This window comes from Buchnera aphidicola (Aphis nerii), from assembly GCF_005083105.1.
Lineage (GTDB): Bacteria > Pseudomonadota > Gammaproteobacteria > Enterobacterales > Enterobacteriaceae > Buchnera > Buchnera aphidicola_AS.
Genome location: NZ_CP034885.1, coordinates 547,520 through 563,699 on the forward strand (window position 1 = coordinate 547,520; position 16,180 = coordinate 563,699).

The following is a 16,180-nucleotide window of genomic DNA, read 5'->3' on the forward strand; positions in this document are numbered from 1 at the left end:
TTAATTTTTTTTATAAAACTTCCGGAGCTAATGAAATAATTTTCATAAATTTTTCATTTCTTAATTCTCGAGTAACAGGACCAAAAATACGAGTTCCTACAGGTTGTTCATTGTTATTTAAAATCACACAGGAGTTGCTATCAAAACGAATAATTGAACCGTCAGATCTTCTTACACCTTTTTTTGTTCTAACGACGACTGCTTTTAAGACTTCTCCTTTTTTTACTTTACCTCTAGGTATAGCTTCTTTTACTGTAATTTTAATGATATCACCAATTTTAGCATAACGACGGCGAGATCCGCCTAATACTTTAATACACATAGCTGAACGTGCACCAGAATTATCAGCTACATTTAAAATAGTTTGTTCTTGAATCATATTTTATTATTCCAAATAAATCACAGTATATAATATTATTATATTAATAGTGATTTTCTATTAATAAAAAACATGAACAGACCTAAGTTTGATCATGTTTTAACATGTTTTTTAAAAGATAGTTTTTTCAACAATACGCACTAAAATCCAAGACTTAGTCTTAGAAATAGGTCGAGATTCTCGAATTTCTATTAAATCACCTGTAGAACATTGATTTTCTTCATCATGAATATGAAGTTTTGTAGTTTTTTTAACAAATTTTTTATAAATTTTATGTTTTACAAAACGTTCAATCGCAACAACAGCTGATTTATTCATTTTATTGCTTATAACACGACCTTGTAAAGTACGAATTTTTTCCATTATTTAATATACTCCTTTTCAGTTAATATCGTTTTTACTTGTGCAATATCTCGTCTCACTTTTTTTAGCAAATGTGATTGTTTTAATTTTCCAGACGCACATTGCATACGAAGATTAAATTGTTCTCTTAATAATTCCAAAAGTTCTATATTAAGATCTTTTAAGTTTTTTTCACGAAGTTTTGATAAATTCTTCATTACATTACCATTTTAGTTACAAAAGTAGTTTTTATAGGTAATTTCGATGCAGCTAACTTAAAAGCTACACGAGATTCTTCTTCAGAAACTCCATCTAATTCATAAAGAATTTTACCAGGTTGTACTAAAGCAACCCAATATTCAACATTCCCTTTTCCTTTGCCCATTCTAACTTCTAATGGTTTTTGTGTTATAGGTTTATCAGGAAAAACACGTATCCAAATTTTACCTTGCCTTTTAATACAACGTGTTATAGCTCGTCTTGCAGATTCAATTTGTCGAGCTGTCAAACGTCCGCGATCAACAGCTTTCAATCCAAAAACACCAAAATTAATGTTAGTGCTCATGGAAAGTCCACGATTTCGACCTTTATGCATTTTACGAAATTTAGTACGTTTTGGCTGCAACATTAATAAATTCTCCTACTTTCGATTTTTACGATGTTGCTTTTTTAATTGAGTAGATGGTTTTTTTTCTAATTGTTCTATAGCAGACATACCACCTAATATCTCACCTTTAAAAATCCAAACTTTTACACCGATAACACCATATGTTGTATGAGCTTCTGAAATACTATAATCAATATTTGCACGAAGAGTATGCAAAGGAACTCTTCCTTCTCTATACCATTCTCTACGAGCTATTTCAGCTCCACCTAAACGACCACTCACTTCTACCTTAATACCTTTTGCACCTTGCCGCATCGCATTTTGAACAGATCTCTTCATAGCTCTGCGGAACATTACTCTTCTTTCTAATTGAGATGTAATACTATCGGAAACAAGTTTAGCATCTAACTCAGGTTTTCTCACTTCTGCAATATTAATTTGAGCTGGAACACCAGTTATTTTTGCAATAAAAATTCTTAATTTTTCGACATCTTCACCTTTTTTACCGATTACAATGCCTGGCCGAGATGTATAAATAGTGACACGAATACTTTTCGCTGGTCTTTCAATTACAATACGAGATACTGATGCTTTATTTAATTCTTTCATTAAAAACTGTCGAACTTTATAATCACTATCTAAATGATCTGCAAACTCTTTAGTATTTGAAAACCATACAGAATTCCATTTTTTAATTATACCCAATCGCATGCCATTAGGATGAACTTTTTGACCCATTATATTCTCCAAAACATTAACAATCAGAAACAATTACAGTAATATGACTAGTACGTTTTAAAATACGATCAGCCCGTCCTTTAGCACGAGGCATCATTCGTTTCATTGTAGAACCTTCATCTACAAATATATTTTTAACTTTTAATTGATCGATATCAATACCATCATTATGTTCTGCATTTGCTATAGCTGATTCTAGTACCTTTTTAACTAAAACTGCTGCTTTTTTATTATTAAAATTTAATATATTCAATGCTTTTGGTACTTTTTTCCCACGAATCAAATCTGCAATTAAACGAAGTTTTTGAGCAGAAGATCGTGCTTTTCGATATTGAGCTAAAGTTTCCATTTATTCCTCTTTTATTTAACGTTTTTTTACTTTTTTATCAGCAGTATGTCCTCTATAAGTACGAGTTAAAGAAAATTCACCTAATTTATGTCCAACCATTTCTTCAGTAATAAAAATAGGAATATGATTCCGACCATTGTGTACAGATATTGTCAAACCAACCATATTTGGAAATATTGTTGAACGTCTAGACCAAGTTTTTAAAGGTTTTTTATCATTTAATTTTACTGCTTTTTCTACTTTTTTTAATAAACTAACATCAATAAAAGGACCTTTTTTCAAGGAACGTGGCATAAAATTATTCTCTAAAGTTATTTATGACGATGACGTAAAATAAATTTCTCCGTACGTTTATTTTTTCTAGTTTTCTTGCCTTTTGTTTGAATGCCCCAAGGTGTTACTGGATGTTTTCCAAAATTTCTACCTTCACCACCACCATGAGGATGATCCACTGGATTCATAGCAGTACCTCTAACAGTTGGCCGAATTCCAAGCCAACGTGAAGAACCAGCTTTTCCTAGAACTTTTAACATATGTTCTGCATTTCCTACTTCACCAATTGTACCTCTACAATTTGATTCGGTTTTTCTCATTTCACCAGATCTTAATCGCAAAGTTGCATAATCCTTATCACATGCTACTAATTGAACATAACTTCCTGCAGATCTGGCAATTTGACCTCCTTTTCCTGGTTTCATTTCTACATTATGAATAAATGAACCAATAGGAATATTTTTAATAGGCAAAGTATTTCCTATTTTTATAGGAACATTTAATCCTGATGCAACAATATCACCTACTTTTAAACCTTTAGGAGCTAAAATATAACTTCTTTGTCCATCTTTATACAATATCAAGGCAATATTAGAGGATCGATTAGGATCGTATTCAAATCTTTCTATTACAGCATCTATATTATCTTTATTTCGTTTAAAATCTATAATACGATATGCTCTTTTATGTCCACCACCAATATGTCGAGTTGTAATCCTACCATTATTATTACGTCCTCCAGTTTTATTTTTTTTTTCAATAAGTGAAGAATATGGTCTTCCTTTATACAATTCCTTATTGACAACTTTAATAACATGACGTCGACCAGGAGATGTGGGCTTGCATTTAACAACTGCCATTTTTTATTTCCTCTAACTACTCTATATTACTTATAAAATCTAAATTTTGACCTTTTTTGACTTTAACATATGCTTTTTTCCAATCACTTCGAAAAATAATCCGATTAGATTGACGTTTGTTTTTTCCTTTAATGCGTACTGTTTTTACACTATCAACTCGTATATTAAATAATTTTTCTACAGCATATTTAATTTCATGTTTAGTGGAATCTTTCAAAACTTTTAAAACAACAGTATTATATTTTTCTGTTAATATAGATGATTTTTCGGAAATATGTGGAGAGAGTAATATTTTCAATAAACGTTCTTCAAAAATCATGAAAGTATTTCCTCTATTTTTTTTAAAGCATCAACAGTAATTAAAACATATTCAAATGCAATTAAACTAACTGGATCTATAGAATACGCATCTTTTACATCAACTGAATATAAATTTCTAGATGCAAGAAATAAATTATTATCTAACTTTTTTGTAATAATAAGAACATTCTTTAAATTTATTTTTTTTAATTTTTCAACTAATAGTTTAGTTTTAGGTAAATTTAATGAAAAATTTTCAAAAATAATTAATCTTTTTTGACGTATTAATTCTGAAAAAATACTTTTTAATGCACCACGGTACATTTTTTTATTAATTTTTTGAGAATATTGTTTTGGTTTTGCAGCAAATGTAACTCCTCCTGAACGCCAAATAGGACTTCTAAAAGAACCTGCTCGAGCACGTCCAGTTCCTTTTTGACGCCATGGTTTTCTACCTGAACCAGAAACATCAGCACGACTTTTTTGTGCTCTCGTACCTTGACGAGTAGACGCTGAATAAGCAACAACCACTTGATGAATTAGAGCTTCATTAAAATCTCGAGCAAAAATGATTTCAGAAACACTAAGAAGGTTTTGCACGTCTTTAACTACTAATTCCATGCTTAATTCCTTATTCCTCAAATCTTAATAGCTGGTTTAACAATAAGATCACTACCTGTAGGTCCCGGAACCGCACCTTTTACTAAAAGTAAATTGCGATGTTCATCAATACGTATTATATTTAAATTTTGTACCGTAACCCGTTTATTTCCTAATTGTCCCGCCATTTTTTTTCCTTTAAATACTCTGCCGGGGGTTTGATTTTGACCAATAGAACCTGGAACCCTGTGCGATAAAGAGTTTCCATGCGTTGCGTCTTGAGTACGAAAATTCCAACGTTTAACCGTACCTGAAAAACCTTTTCCTTTAGAAGTACCTGTAATATCTACTTTCTTAATATCATTAAAAATATTAATTTCAATATTTTGACCTAACTGAAATTTTTCATTTTTATCGATTTTAAACTCCCACAAACCACGACCAGGAACAACGCCAGCTTTTAAAAAATGACCTGATTGTGGTTTTTTAAGCCTATTTAATTTTTTGATACCTGTTGTAAGTTGAATTGCACGATATCCATCAATTTTCATATCTTTTATCTGAGTTATTCGATTTTCTTCAAACTTAATTACAGTTACAGGAACTGAATATCCTTCCTTGGTAAAAATACGAGTCATACCAAGTTTTTTACCAATTAAACCAATCATTTTAAAAACCTTATATGTCTATCTAATTAACCTAAACTAATTTGAACATCTACACCAGCAGCGAGATCAAGTCGCATAAGTGCATCAACAGTCTTTTCAGTAGGTTCTACTATATCAATTAATCGTTTATGTGTTCGAATTTCATATTGATCACGTGCATCCTTATTAACATGTGGAGAAATTAAAATAGTAAACCGTTCTTTTCGAGTAGGAAGTGGAATAGGTCCACGAACTTGTGCACCAGTTCTTTTTGCTGTTTCAACAATTTCTGTAGTTGATTGATCAATTAATCGATGATCAAATGCTTTCAAACGAATACGAATTCTTTGGTTCTGCATTATACCAGAACTCCAATTTATTAAAAAATAAAAATTTTACCTTCTCTCTATTTTTTAGAGATTAGATGTAATTAATAAAAAATACTATATAACTCCTATATTAGGAGTATTTTAAAATATTTAAAATAAAAAACGTTTTTAAATCTTTAAACTATTTTATTTAAAAAAAATAACCTATAATAATTTGAATACCAAGAAAAGAGCATTGTATACTCTTTTCTTAATAAATTCAACTAAGTACAATATAAAATAAACATCAAACTAATACTTTAGAAACAACTCCAGCACCAACGGTTCTACCACCTTCACGTATTGCAAATCTTAATCCATCTGCCATAGCAATAGGATGAATTAAAGTGACAGTCATTTTTATATTATCTCCTGGCATTACCATTTCTATACCTTCAGGTAATTCGATAGAACCTGTTACATCAGTAGTTCGAAAATAAAACTGAGGACGATATCCTTTAAAAAATGGAGTATGTCGACCGCCTTCTTCTTTTGATAAAACATATACTTCAGACTCAAATGTTGTATGTGGATGAATACTACCGGGTTTTGATAATACTTGTCCTCTTTCGATTTCATCACGTTTTGTACCGCGAAGTAAAACACCTACATTTTCTCCAGCACGACCTTCATCTAATAACTTCCTAAACATTTCAACACCAGTACAAGTAGTTTTAGTTGTTTTTTTAATACCTACAATTTCCACTTCTTCACCAACTTTAATAATTCCTTTTTCAACTCTTCCAGTAACAACTGTTCCTCTTCCTGATATAGAAAAAACATCTTCTATAGGCAATAAAAAGGGTTGATCAATAGCTCTTTTCGGTTCAGGGATATAGCTATCTAAAAATTTAGATAATTCTAATATTTTAGACTCCCACTCAGGATCACCTTCTAATGCTTTTAAGGCAGATCCGCGAATAATAGGAGTATCATCTCCTGGAAAATCATACTGAGTTAATAAATCACGAACTTCCATTTCTACTAATTCTAATAATTCTTCGTCATCTACCATATCACATTTATTTAGAAATACAACAATGTAAGGTACACCAACTTGTCTGCCAAGTAAAATATGTTCTCGTGTTTGAGGCATAGGTCCATCAGTAGCAGCAACTACTAAAATAGCACCGTCCATTTGAGCTGCTCCAGTAATCATATTTTTAATATAATCCGCATGACCTGGACAATCAACGTGTGCGTAATGTCTTAATTCTGTATCATATTCTACATGAGAAGTGTTAATAGTAATACCCCTTGCTTTTTCTTCTGGAGCATTATCTATTTGATCAAATGCACGTGCAGATCCACCATATTTTTTTGATAATACAGTGGTAATTGCAGCAGTTAATGTTGTTTTACCATGATCTACATGACCAATAGTACCAACATTAATATGAGGTTTTAAACGCTGAAATTTTTCTTTTGACATTTTCTTGTCCTTTATATTTACAATAATAAAAGTTTTTAAAAATAATTATTTAGTTTTCTTTTGAATAATTAACTCAGAGATGTTAGAAGGTGCTTCTACATATTTCAAAAATTCCATAGAGTATGAAGCTCTTCCTTGCGTCTGAGAACGTAAATCAGTAGCATAACCAAACATTTCAGATAAAGGCACACAAGCATTAATAATTTTACCTATAGATAAATCTTGCATACCTTCAATAATACCTCTGCGACGATTTAAATCACCAATAACATCACCCATGTAATCATCTGGAGTTTCTACTTCTACTTTCATTATAGGTTCTAACAAAATAGGATTTGCTTGTTTAAAACCACTTTTAAATGCTAAAGAAGCGGCAAGTTTAAATGCTAATTCTGAAGAATCAACATCATGATATGAACCAAAATAAAGGCGTACTCCTATATCTACCACCGGATAACCTGCTAAAGGTCCATATTTTAGTTGTTCTTGAATACCTTTATCAATTGCAGAAATATATTCATTAGGTATTACACCACCTTTAATATCATTAATAAAAGAATATCCTAAACCTCCTGGTTCTAATGGAAATAATTCTATAACAACATGACCATATTGTCCTCTACCACCAGATTGTTTAATATGTTTACCTTCAATATTAGTAACTTTATTTAAAATCGTTTCACGATATGCTACTTGTGGTTTACCAATATTAGCATCAACACTAAATTCTCTTTTCATTCGATCAACAATGATTTCTAGATGTAACTCACCCATCCCAGAAATAATTGTTTGATTAGATTCTTGATCAGTATGAACTTTGAAAGATGGGTCTTCTTTAGCTAATCTACTTAATGCTATACCCATTTTTTCTTGATCAGCTTTTGTTTTAGGTTCTACTGATATTGATATTACTGGATCTGGAAATTCCATACGTTCCAATATAATGGGTTCATTTAAATCACATAATGTATCTCCAGTAGTAACATCTTTAAGTCCAATTGCTGCAGCTATATCACCTGCATATACTTCCTTTATTTCTTCTCTTTTATTAGCATGCATTTGAACAATTCTACCAAATCTTTCACGCTGAGATTTTACAGAATTAAATACAGTGTCTCCTGATTTTACTATTCCTGAATATACTCGGAAAAATGTTAGATTACCGACAAATGGATCACTAGCAATTTTAAATGCTAAAGCTGAAAATGGAGCATCATCATTTGATAATCTAATAGCTGGAGTATTTTTTTGATTATTTGAAACACCCTTAATATCTTGTATATCATTAGGAGCAGGTAAATATTCAATTATTGCATCTAATAATGCTTGAACTCCTTTATTTTTAAAAGCTGAACCACAAGTTATTAGTGTTATTTCATTATTTAAAGAACGTTTTCTTAATTCCAATTTTACTTCTTTCTCAGATAATTCTATTCCATTTAAATATTTTTCCATAAGATTTTCATTAGATTCAACAGCTGATTCAATTAGATTTTGATGCCATTTTTCAGATAATTCCAACATATCTTTAGGAATATCTCTATAAGTAAAAGTAATTCCTTGATCAAAATCTTGCCATTCAATTGCTTTCATTTTAATTAAATCTATTACACCTGTAAAAGATTCTTCTGAACCAATAGGCAATTGTAAAGGTACGGGGTTACCTCCTAATCGTGTTTTTATTTGTTTCATGGATTTCAAGAAATTTGCACCCATACGGTCCATTTTATTTATAAAAGCTATTCGAGGCACATTATATTTATTAGCTTGTCTCCAAACAGTTTCAGATTGAGGTTGAACACCACCTACTGCACAATAAACCATAACTGCACCATCTAATACACGCATAGAACGTTCTACTTCTATAGTAAAATCTACATGCCCAGGAGTATCAATAATATTAATTCTATGAGATTTAAATTGTTTTCCCATACCACTCCAAAACGCAGTAGTGGCAGCAGACGTAATTGTTATTCCTCTTTCTTGTTCTTGAGCCATCCAATCCATTGTAGCTGCGCCATCATGTACTTCGCCAATTTTGTGATTAATTCCAGTATAAAAAAGAATTCTTTCTGTAGTAGTAGTTTTTCCAGCGTCTATATGAGCACTAATTCCAATGTTTCGATATCGAGAAATAGGTGTTGTACGAGACATAATAAGTTTTTACTTTTAGTTTTTTAAAGGTTATTTAAAGAAAAATTAAAATATTCAATTAATATAAATTATTAAATTTTTTAAAAAAACAGTTACCAACGATAATGAGCAAATGCTTTATTTGCTTCAGCCATACGATGAACTTCTTCTCTTTTTTTAACAGAAGCCCCTTTATTTTCAAGTGCATCATATAACTCATTTGATAAACGTAAAGCCATGGATTTATCCGCTCTTTTACGAGCTGAATCTATAATCCATCGCATAGCCAATGCATTTCGACGTATTGGACGTACTTCAATAGGTACTTGATATGTAGAACCACCAACTCGACGCGATTTAACTTCGACAGTAGGACGTACATTTTCTAAAGCAATTTCAAATGCTTCTAATTCTTTTTTTTCTGTTCGTTTTGATAAATTTTTTAAAGCACTGTAAACAATAACTTCAGCAATAGATTTTTTTCCATCTATCATTAAAATATTAATAAATTTAGCCAATAACTCTGAGGAAAACTTTGGATCTGGTAAAATTTTTCTAGCAACAATAACACGACGACGAGGCATATAAAATCCTTAGAATTTAAATAATTAAACTTTTACTTTTTTAACACCATATTTAGATCGACCTTTTTTGCGTTCTTTAACACCTGCACAATCTAAAGAACCTCTAATAACATGATATCGAACTCCAGGTAAATCTTTAACTCTTCCACCACGTATTAAAATTACAGAATGTTCTTGTAAGTTATGTCCTTCTCCACCTATATACGCTGTAACTTCAAATCCGTTAGTTAATCTTACTCGACATACCTTACGTAATGCTGAATTAGGCTTTTTAGGAGTAGTTGTATAAACTCGAGTACATACACCTCTTTTTTGAGGACTATTCGATAAAGCAGGTACATTAGTTTTTATTACTTTTCGCAAACGAGGTTTACGGACCAATTGATTAACTGTGGCCATATAATTTCCTATTGATAATTAATTTTCTGAGTAATTTTAACATAATAAAAAAACGAGACATATTATAATGTAGAATTTTAGGACTGGATATATAAATCAAAATAACCAGGTATATTTTACCAAGTCATTTGTGTTTTATTTTTAAGTGTTAATGAAACGAAATGAATATAACTAACTAATATGAAATTATGAGATATATTATTTATAATACCTCTCGCATAAACGTCTTCTTTTATAAGATATAAGTTCGCTGAAGAGGAAATAATACTATCTAAAAAAATATTATCAGTTAAAGCAATTAAAACACCATCTTGTAAAGCCAAAAAATCATCTGTCTTTTTTAAAATTTTGATAAGAAGAGATATATTACTTGAATAAGGTGATTGTATTAAAGTATGTAACATAATAAATTTACCTTAAAAATTAATAATTGCATCATGATTATCTAATTTCAAACGTAAAAAATATGAATTTAATATATTAACTTTTAATATAAATTCAGTATTAAAATTCAATCCTCTTTCAACTAAAGATAATTTACAACAATAAAAATTTTTTATTTCATACGAATATAAAAAAGAAAATAAAGAAGTATAATTACGACTATAAATTCTTTCTGATTTATAATTTTTTAACAATTGAAAAACACCATCACCAATGAAAAATAAACTGATTTTTTTTAAAACAGCTGAAACCCCCAAAACTGCATCTAATCCTTCTTTTCCGAAAGTTGTTCCATGTGGTGCGTGAGAAAAAATAAAAGCAATTTTTTTCATAAAATTATTACATTAAATTAAAGTTATAGATCAAAATTGTATTATACGATCTGAAATATTTATAGAATTTCCTAATTCTAATAATCCACTAAATTTAAAAAAAGGTGCTAAATTTCCCTTCTTAAATTGAAGTATAGTATTATCTTCTACAATACCTCTCCTTAAAGCAGCACTAGCACATACATATAATTGAACATTGTATTTTTTATGTAATTTTTGCCAACCTTCAACTAAATCAAATTCATCAACAGGTACTTTATTTATAATATTAGCATTAAGCACACCATCACAATAAAAAAAAATACTATTTAATGTTTGATTCATTTTAATTAATGATTTACAAAATAAAAAAGCTGTACTAGCATTTTGCGTTCCATATAAAGAACCTGTAACTAAAATTGTATATTTCATTATTATTTATTTTAAAATATTAATTATTTTTTGCATCAATTAAATCTATTTCAAAAGTTAAAGTGGAATTTCCTGGGATTCCATTTAAACTCATATTTCCATATGCTAAATAAGGAGGTATAACTAATTTAATTTTTCCACCTTTCTTAATATATTTTAAACCTTCTTGCCATCCTAGTATTACATCTTTTAACATAAATACAACGGGTTTTCCTCTATTATAGGAGTTATCAAATTCAAATCCATTAGTTAAATATCCTTTATAATGAACAGTTATTTCTGTATTTTCTGTAATTTCTTCACCTTCACCTGGTTTTTCTATAATATACATTAATCCACTTTGAGTTTTATGTACGCCTTGCATTTCAGAAAATTTTTGCATGTATATTTTACCTTGAATTAAATTTTCTTTTTCATCTTTTTTAATTTGAATTTTAGTTGCATCTTTAATTTTCTTTTCTAATTTTTCAAGAATTTCAGAAATTTCTTGATTAGATAATTGTAAATTATTTGAAATAGCATCTTGAATACCTGACAAAAGACTATACTTATCTAGTTGAATTCCTAATTTTTGTTGTTTTTCAAAAGATTGATTCACATAATTACCTAAAGAAACTCCTAGTGCATAACCTACTTTCTCATTTTCATTTTTGAAAATTTTTTTATTTTCTACATAAGTTTTAATTTGATTGTTTGATTGTTGTTCTGAATATGAAGTAGGAATATAAAATAAAAAAAATAATAATATAATTCTTTTTAGACGAAAAAAAATCATTTATTGCTCCATTAAATAAATTTCTATTTTTTAAAAATTTTATATTAAATAATCTTTCTTAAATCTAAATTATTTAATATAATATGTTGTCAAACCAAAAAAATAAAAAACTTTATATTAAAATTAAACAAGTTAAAAAAATGCAAAATAAAACAAAAAAAATTTATAATCAAAAAAAACACATTAATGAACTTAAAAAAAAAATTTTGTTACATCAAATAGAAATTAAAAAAATTCACGAAACCATATGTGATTTATCGAAGCAATTAAATTATATGAAACTATATATTAATCAGTTATTAGCATCACAACGACCTCCGCATTATTAATTATACTATTAATTGATTTAAATAAATTTTAAAAAATTATAAAATCTTTTCTAAAGCACAACAAAAACGCTTCATACCTTCAATAATATCAATTTCGGTAATAATTAACGAAGGAGCCATCCTGATTACATTATTGCCTGCAGTTAAAAAAATCACACCTTCTAAAAAGGAAACATATAAAATCTCATATATTTTTTTAATAAATTTTTGTTCTAACACGATACCAACAAGCAAACCCATACCTCTAATTTCTTTAAATAATTTAAAACGTTCATTAATAATATTTAATTCAAAAATAATTTTACTTAATTTTTTTTGAACACCAGATAAAACTTCTTTCGTATTAATAATATCAATTGTTGCTTCAGCAATAGCACACGCAAGCGGATTACCTCCATATGTTGTACCATGAATGCCGGGTTTAATAACAGATTTGACTTCGCTTGTCGTTAACATTGCGCTAATTGGAAATCCACCACCTAAAGATTTAGCAATTGTTAAAATATCAGGTTTTATTGAATAATGCTCATATGCAAATAATTTGCCAGTTCTACCTATACCTGTTTGTACTTCGTCAAAAATTAATAATGCATTATATTTGTTACATAGTATTCTAAGTTCTTCAAGAAAAGGTTTTGAAGCTGGAATAATCCCTCCTTCACCTTGAATTAATTCTAAAACTATTGCACAAGTATTTTTATTAATTAACTTTCTTACACTTTCAATTTTATTAAATTCTGCATGTTGAATACCTGATGGTTTCGGTCCAAAACAATCAGAGTATTTTGCTTGACCACCAACAGATACTGTAAAAAATGTTCTACCATGAAATGAATTATAAAAAGAAATAATATTATTTTTTTTTAAATGATACTTTTTCGCAGCATAATAACGTGCTAATTTAAATGCTGCTTCATTTGCTTCAGCTCCTGAATTAGCAAAGAAAACATAAGATGCAAAACTTGATAGAATTAATTTTTTAGCTAATCTTAAAGATGGTTCGTTTGTAAAAATATTACTAGTATGCCATATTTTTTTACTTTGATAATTTAAAACTTTATTTAATATAGGATGACAATGACCTAATGATGTAACTGCAATTCCACCAGAAAAATCAATATATTCTTTTCCCTCTTGATCCCAAATACGACTACCTTGACCTTTTACCGGAATAAAATAAGAAGGTTTGTAAAAAGGTAAAATTAAATCATCGAAATTATTTCTTGTAACTGATGTATTTTTTAATATCATTAAATTTCCTAAAATATATATTTATTAAATTAATAAATTTTTTAAAAAATATATTTTTAAAATATTTAAGAATTTACAAACAATCAAAAATTTTTTAAATAAAAAAATTTAGATTAATAAAATTAAAATATACATGATATTTTATTAAATTTAAACTTATTTTATTAATAAAATAGTAAGTAAATAGCTTTTATATATCGAATTTTAAAAACATTTTAGATTTTTAATACCTTAATATCATTATGTATTGTTAAAAATAATATATTAAATAAAGATAAAAAGATTTTAATATTTTAAAAATTTTAAAATTTACAAAAACAGGTGAAAAAAGTGAAAAACATTAACCAAATAGGACTTACATGGATTAGTTTTTTTTCATACGCTTTCACAGGTGCATTAATTGTAGTTACAGGAATGATAATGGGAGATATTGCTAATTACTTCGATTTATCTATATCGGAAATGAGTAATATTTTTACTTGCTTAAATGCAGGCATATTATTTTCAATCTTACTTAATTCTTGGTTGATTAACATAATTTCATTAAAAAAACAATTAATATATGGATTTATATTTTCTATAATTTCTATTTTAGGAGTCATATTTTCTAAAAATATATGGTTATTTTCTGTCAATATTTTTATTCTAGGACTAGTAAGTGGTATTACTATGTCAATTGGTACACTTATTATTACAATGTTATATTCTGGACCAAAAAGAGGATCACAACTTTTACTAACTGATTCTTTTTTTAGCATGTCTGGAATGATTTTTCCTATTATTGCAGCATATTTATTAGAGAACAAATTTTTATGGTATTGGATATATGTATGTATAGGAGCTATTTATTTTATAATTTTCATCTTATCAATTAATTTAAATTTTCCAAAATTAAAAGAAAAAACAAATAATATAAATATAATAAAAGAATGGAATTTTAATATATTTTTACTATCTATATCTGCATTATTATATATTTTAGGACAATTAAGTTTTATTTCTTGGGTACCTCAATACGCAACAGAAAATATGCATATTAACATAAAAAAAACAGGAAATTTAGTTAGTGATTTTTGGATGGCATATATGATTGGTATGTGGTTCTTTAGTTTTATAATAAAATTTTTTAATTTAAAACATATATTTGTTTTTCTATCTGGTATTTCTGCAGTACTAATGTATGTATATATACATAATTCTAACTATTTAATAATGAAATACATTATTATTAGTTTAGGTTTTTTTTCCAGTGCTATTTATATTATAATTATTACATTAGCTTCATTGCAAACAAAAAAACCATCTGCAAAATTAATAAATATAATTCTTTTTTTTGGGACTGTTGGAACATTATTAACATTTATTATTACTAGTCCGATTGTTAATCAAAAAGGACTATACGCAACTTTAATATGTTCGAACATATTATATGGAATAGTATTCTTCTTATCTTTAATAATTTTAATAAATAGAAAATATTGCATCTATTTTGAAAAAATAAAAACTACTATAATTAAAAAATTTTTTATGTAAAAAATTAGTATTCATATAATAAATAAACTAGAATATAATTATTTCTGGTTTATTTATTTAATTTATTTTATAAAACTACTACATTCCAATAATAGAATAAACTTTTTTCAAAGTTTCTTGAGATTTTAAACGCGCTTTAATTGCTCCATTTTTAATAATTTTCTTTAAAAAAATTTCATCTTTTCGGTAATTAATATAAGATTTTTGTAATTTTAATAAAAATTTAGATATGCTATCAGCAACAATGTTCTTAAATTCACTATACATAACACCACTTAATTCTTTTTCTAAAATATCAATTTTTTTATTAGTTATTGCAGAAAGAATTTCTAATAAATTCGAAATACCTGATTTTTTATTAGAATCGTAATATATTTTTGGAGGATTTTCTGAATCTGTAAGGCAATGTTTTATTTTTAAAAAAATAGAAGAAATATCTTCTAATAAAAAAATCACATTACTTTGATTTGTATCAGATTTAGACATTTTTTTAGTAGGATCTAATAAAGACATAATTTTAGCACCATTTTCATTGATAATTGCTTCAGGTATAGTAAAAATATTTCCATAGAATACATTAAACCGATGAGCTATATCACATGTTAATTCTAAATGTTGCTTTTGATCTCTCCCTACTGGAACAAAATTTGTTTGATATAATAAAATATCTGAAGCCATTAAAATAGGATAGTTAAATAAACCCATATTAATATTTTTAGTATAATTTTGTGTTTTTTTAACTTTAAACTGATTCATTCGAGATAATTCACTAAATTGACTGAAACAACTTAAAATCCAATTTAATTGACTATGTTGATGAACTTGCGATTGAACAAAAATAATACTTTTTTCAGGATCAACACCACAAGCCAAATATAATGCTAAAGTATCTAATATTGAATTTTTTAAATTTTTTTTTTATTAATTGTAGTTAATGCATGTAAATCAGCAATACAATATAAACATTCATATTTTTCCTGCATGTTTGACCAATGACGCATAGTACCAATATAATTCCCAAGAGTTAATTTACCAGAAGGCTGTATAGCACTAAATAATATTGGCTTATAATTAGTAAACATAAATTTAAAATC

General features: G+C 27.7%; 23 protein-coding genes and 1 pseudogene. 2 read left to right on the forward strand and 22 right to left on the reverse strand.

The window, feature by feature from the left end; all coding sequences use genetic code 11:
- Window positions 1–10: 10 nt before the first annotated feature.
- The 20 genes from rplN to fkpA form a co-directional block, all read right to left on the reverse strand.
- The gene (rplN, locus tag D9V64_RS02620; protein WP_158367013.1) at window positions 11–379 is read right to left on the reverse strand and encodes a 50S ribosomal protein L14; all 369 of its coding nucleotides are present in this window, start codon (window positions 377–379) and stop codon (window positions 11–13) included.
- A gap of 111 nt (window positions 380–490) precedes the next feature.
- Window positions 491–742, reverse strand: coding sequence for a 30S ribosomal protein S17 (gene rpsQ / locus D9V64_RS02625; RefSeq protein ID WP_158367015.1), 252 nt, complete (start codon window positions 740–742; stop codon window positions 491–493).
- Window positions 742–939 carry a 50S ribosomal protein L29 gene (gene rpmC, locus D9V64_RS02630; RefSeq protein ID WP_158367017.1) on the reverse strand — a complete coding sequence of 66 codons (198 nt, stop codon included), beginning with the start codon at window positions 937–939 and terminating at the stop codon, window positions 742–744. The genes rpsQ and rpmC overlap by 1 nt, the downstream gene beginning before the upstream one ends.
- Window positions 939–1,349, reverse strand: a complete 411-nt coding sequence (gene rplP / locus D9V64_RS02635; RefSeq protein ID WP_158367019.1) for a 50S ribosomal protein L16 — start codon at window positions 1,347–1,349, stop codon at window positions 939–941. The genes rpmC and rplP overlap by 1 nt, the downstream gene beginning before the upstream one ends.
- Before the next feature lie 12 nt (window positions 1,350–1,361).
- Window positions 1,362–2,066, reverse strand: a complete 705-nt coding sequence (gene rpsC / locus D9V64_RS02640; protein ID WP_158367021.1) for a 30S ribosomal protein S3 — start codon at window positions 2,064–2,066, stop codon at window positions 1,362–1,364.
- Between the two features lie 16 nt (window positions 2,067–2,082).
- The gene (gene rplV / locus D9V64_RS02645; protein WP_158367023.1) at window positions 2,083–2,415 is read right to left on the reverse strand and encodes a 50S ribosomal protein L22; all 333 of its coding nucleotides are present in this window, start codon (window positions 2,413–2,415) and stop codon (window positions 2,083–2,085) included.
- Window positions 2,416–2,430: 15 nt separating this feature from the next.
- Entirely contained in the window at window positions 2,431–2,709 is a 279-nt protein-coding gene (gene rpsS, locus D9V64_RS02650) for a 30S ribosomal protein S19 (protein ID WP_158367025.1), read from the reverse strand.
- Between the two features lie 17 nt (window positions 2,710–2,726).
- On the reverse strand, window positions 2,727–3,548 hold the full coding sequence (rplB, locus tag D9V64_RS02655) for a 50S ribosomal protein L2 (RefSeq protein ID WP_158367028.1): 822 nt from the start codon (window positions 3,546–3,548) through the stop codon (window positions 2,727–2,729).
- Between the two features lie 16 nt (window positions 3,549–3,564).
- Window positions 3,565–3,867, reverse strand: coding sequence for a 50S ribosomal protein L23 (gene rplW / locus D9V64_RS02660; RefSeq protein ID WP_158367030.1), 303 nt, complete (start codon window positions 3,865–3,867; stop codon window positions 3,565–3,567).
- Window positions 3,864–4,469: a 50S ribosomal protein L4 gene (gene rplD, locus D9V64_RS02665; RefSeq protein WP_158367033.1), complete on the reverse strand. Its 606-nt coding sequence runs from the start codon at window positions 4,467–4,469 to the stop codon at window positions 3,864–3,866. The genes rplW and rplD overlap by 4 nt, the downstream gene beginning before the upstream one ends.
- Window positions 4,470–4,486: 17 nt before the next feature.
- The gene (gene rplC, locus D9V64_RS02670) at window positions 4,487–5,116 is read right to left on the reverse strand and encodes a 50S ribosomal protein L3 (protein ID WP_158367035.1); all 630 of its coding nucleotides are present in this window, start codon (window positions 5,114–5,116) and stop codon (window positions 4,487–4,489) included.
- A 26-nt stretch (window positions 5,117–5,142) separates the two neighbouring features.
- Window positions 5,143–5,454, reverse strand: a complete 312-nt coding sequence (gene rpsJ, locus D9V64_RS02675; protein WP_053940444.1) for a 30S ribosomal protein S10 — start codon at window positions 5,452–5,454, stop codon at window positions 5,143–5,145.
- A gap of 256 nt (window positions 5,455–5,710) precedes the next feature.
- Entirely contained in the window at window positions 5,711–6,895 is a 1,185-nt protein-coding gene (gene tuf / locus D9V64_RS02680) for an elongation factor Tu (RefSeq protein ID WP_158367037.1), read from the reverse strand.
- A 45-nt stretch (window positions 6,896–6,940) separates the two neighbouring features.
- Complete coding sequence (gene fusA, locus D9V64_RS02685) at window positions 6,941–9,049, reverse strand: elongation factor G (RefSeq protein ID WP_158367039.1); 2,109 nt, start codon at window positions 9,047–9,049, stop codon at window positions 6,941–6,943.
- 92 nt (window positions 9,050–9,141) lie between these two features.
- Window positions 9,142–9,612 carry a 30S ribosomal protein S7 gene (gene rpsG / locus D9V64_RS02690; RefSeq protein WP_158367041.1) on the reverse strand — a complete coding sequence of 157 codons (471 nt, stop codon included), beginning with the start codon at window positions 9,610–9,612 and terminating at the stop codon, window positions 9,142–9,144.
- A 24-nt stretch (window positions 9,613–9,636) separates the two neighbouring features.
- Window positions 9,637–10,011, reverse strand: coding sequence for a 30S ribosomal protein S12 (gene rpsL / locus D9V64_RS02695; RefSeq protein ID WP_158367043.1), 375 nt, complete (start codon window positions 10,009–10,011; stop codon window positions 9,637–9,639).
- Between the two features lie 116 nt (window positions 10,012–10,127).
- Window positions 10,128–10,415, reverse strand: coding sequence for a sulfurtransferase complex subunit TusB (gene tusB, locus D9V64_RS02700; protein WP_158367045.1), 288 nt, complete (start codon window positions 10,413–10,415; stop codon window positions 10,128–10,130).
- Between the two features lie 12 nt (window positions 10,416–10,427).
- Complete coding sequence (gene tusC, locus D9V64_RS02705) at window positions 10,428–10,787, reverse strand: sulfurtransferase complex subunit TusC (protein WP_158367047.1); 360 nt, start codon at window positions 10,785–10,787, stop codon at window positions 10,428–10,430.
- A 30-nt stretch (window positions 10,788–10,817) separates the two neighbouring features.
- On the reverse strand, window positions 10,818–11,198 hold the full coding sequence (gene tusD, locus D9V64_RS02710; RefSeq protein WP_158367049.1) for a sulfurtransferase complex subunit TusD: 381 nt from the start codon (window positions 11,196–11,198) through the stop codon (window positions 10,818–10,820).
- A gap of 19 nt (window positions 11,199–11,217) precedes the next feature.
- Entirely contained in the window at window positions 11,218–11,973 is a 756-nt protein-coding gene (fkpA, locus tag D9V64_RS02715) for an FKBP-type peptidyl-prolyl cis-trans isomerase (RefSeq protein WP_158367051.1), read from the reverse strand.
- 83 nt (window positions 11,974–12,056) lie between these two features.
- Here fkpA and D9V64_RS02720 point away from each other — a divergent pair, with 83 nt between their 5' ends.
- Entirely contained in the window at window positions 12,057–12,302 is a 246-nt protein-coding gene (locus D9V64_RS02720; RefSeq protein WP_158367053.1) for a hypothetical protein, read from the forward strand.
- A 36-nt stretch (window positions 12,303–12,338) separates the two neighbouring features.
- Here the strand turns inward: D9V64_RS02720 and D9V64_RS02725 are convergent, their stop codons facing one another.
- On the reverse strand, window positions 12,339–13,553 hold the full coding sequence (locus D9V64_RS02725) for an aspartate aminotransferase family protein (RefSeq protein ID WP_158367055.1): 1,215 nt from the start codon (window positions 13,551–13,553) through the stop codon (window positions 12,339–12,341).
- Window positions 13,554–13,883: 330 nt separating this feature from the next.
- On the opposite strand from D9V64_RS02725, the gene tsgA reads away from it, so the two are divergent.
- Window positions 13,884–15,086, forward strand: a complete 1,203-nt coding sequence (gene tsgA, locus D9V64_RS02730; RefSeq protein ID WP_158367057.1) for an MFS transporter TsgA — start codon at window positions 13,884–13,886, stop codon at window positions 15,084–15,086.
- A gap of 78 nt (window positions 15,087–15,164) precedes the next feature.
- Here the strand turns inward: tsgA and trpS are convergent.
- Window positions 15,165–16,168, reverse strand: a pseudogene (gene trpS / locus D9V64_RS02735) (tryptophan--tRNA ligase).
- Between the last annotated feature and the right edge of the window lie 12 nt (window positions 16,169–16,180).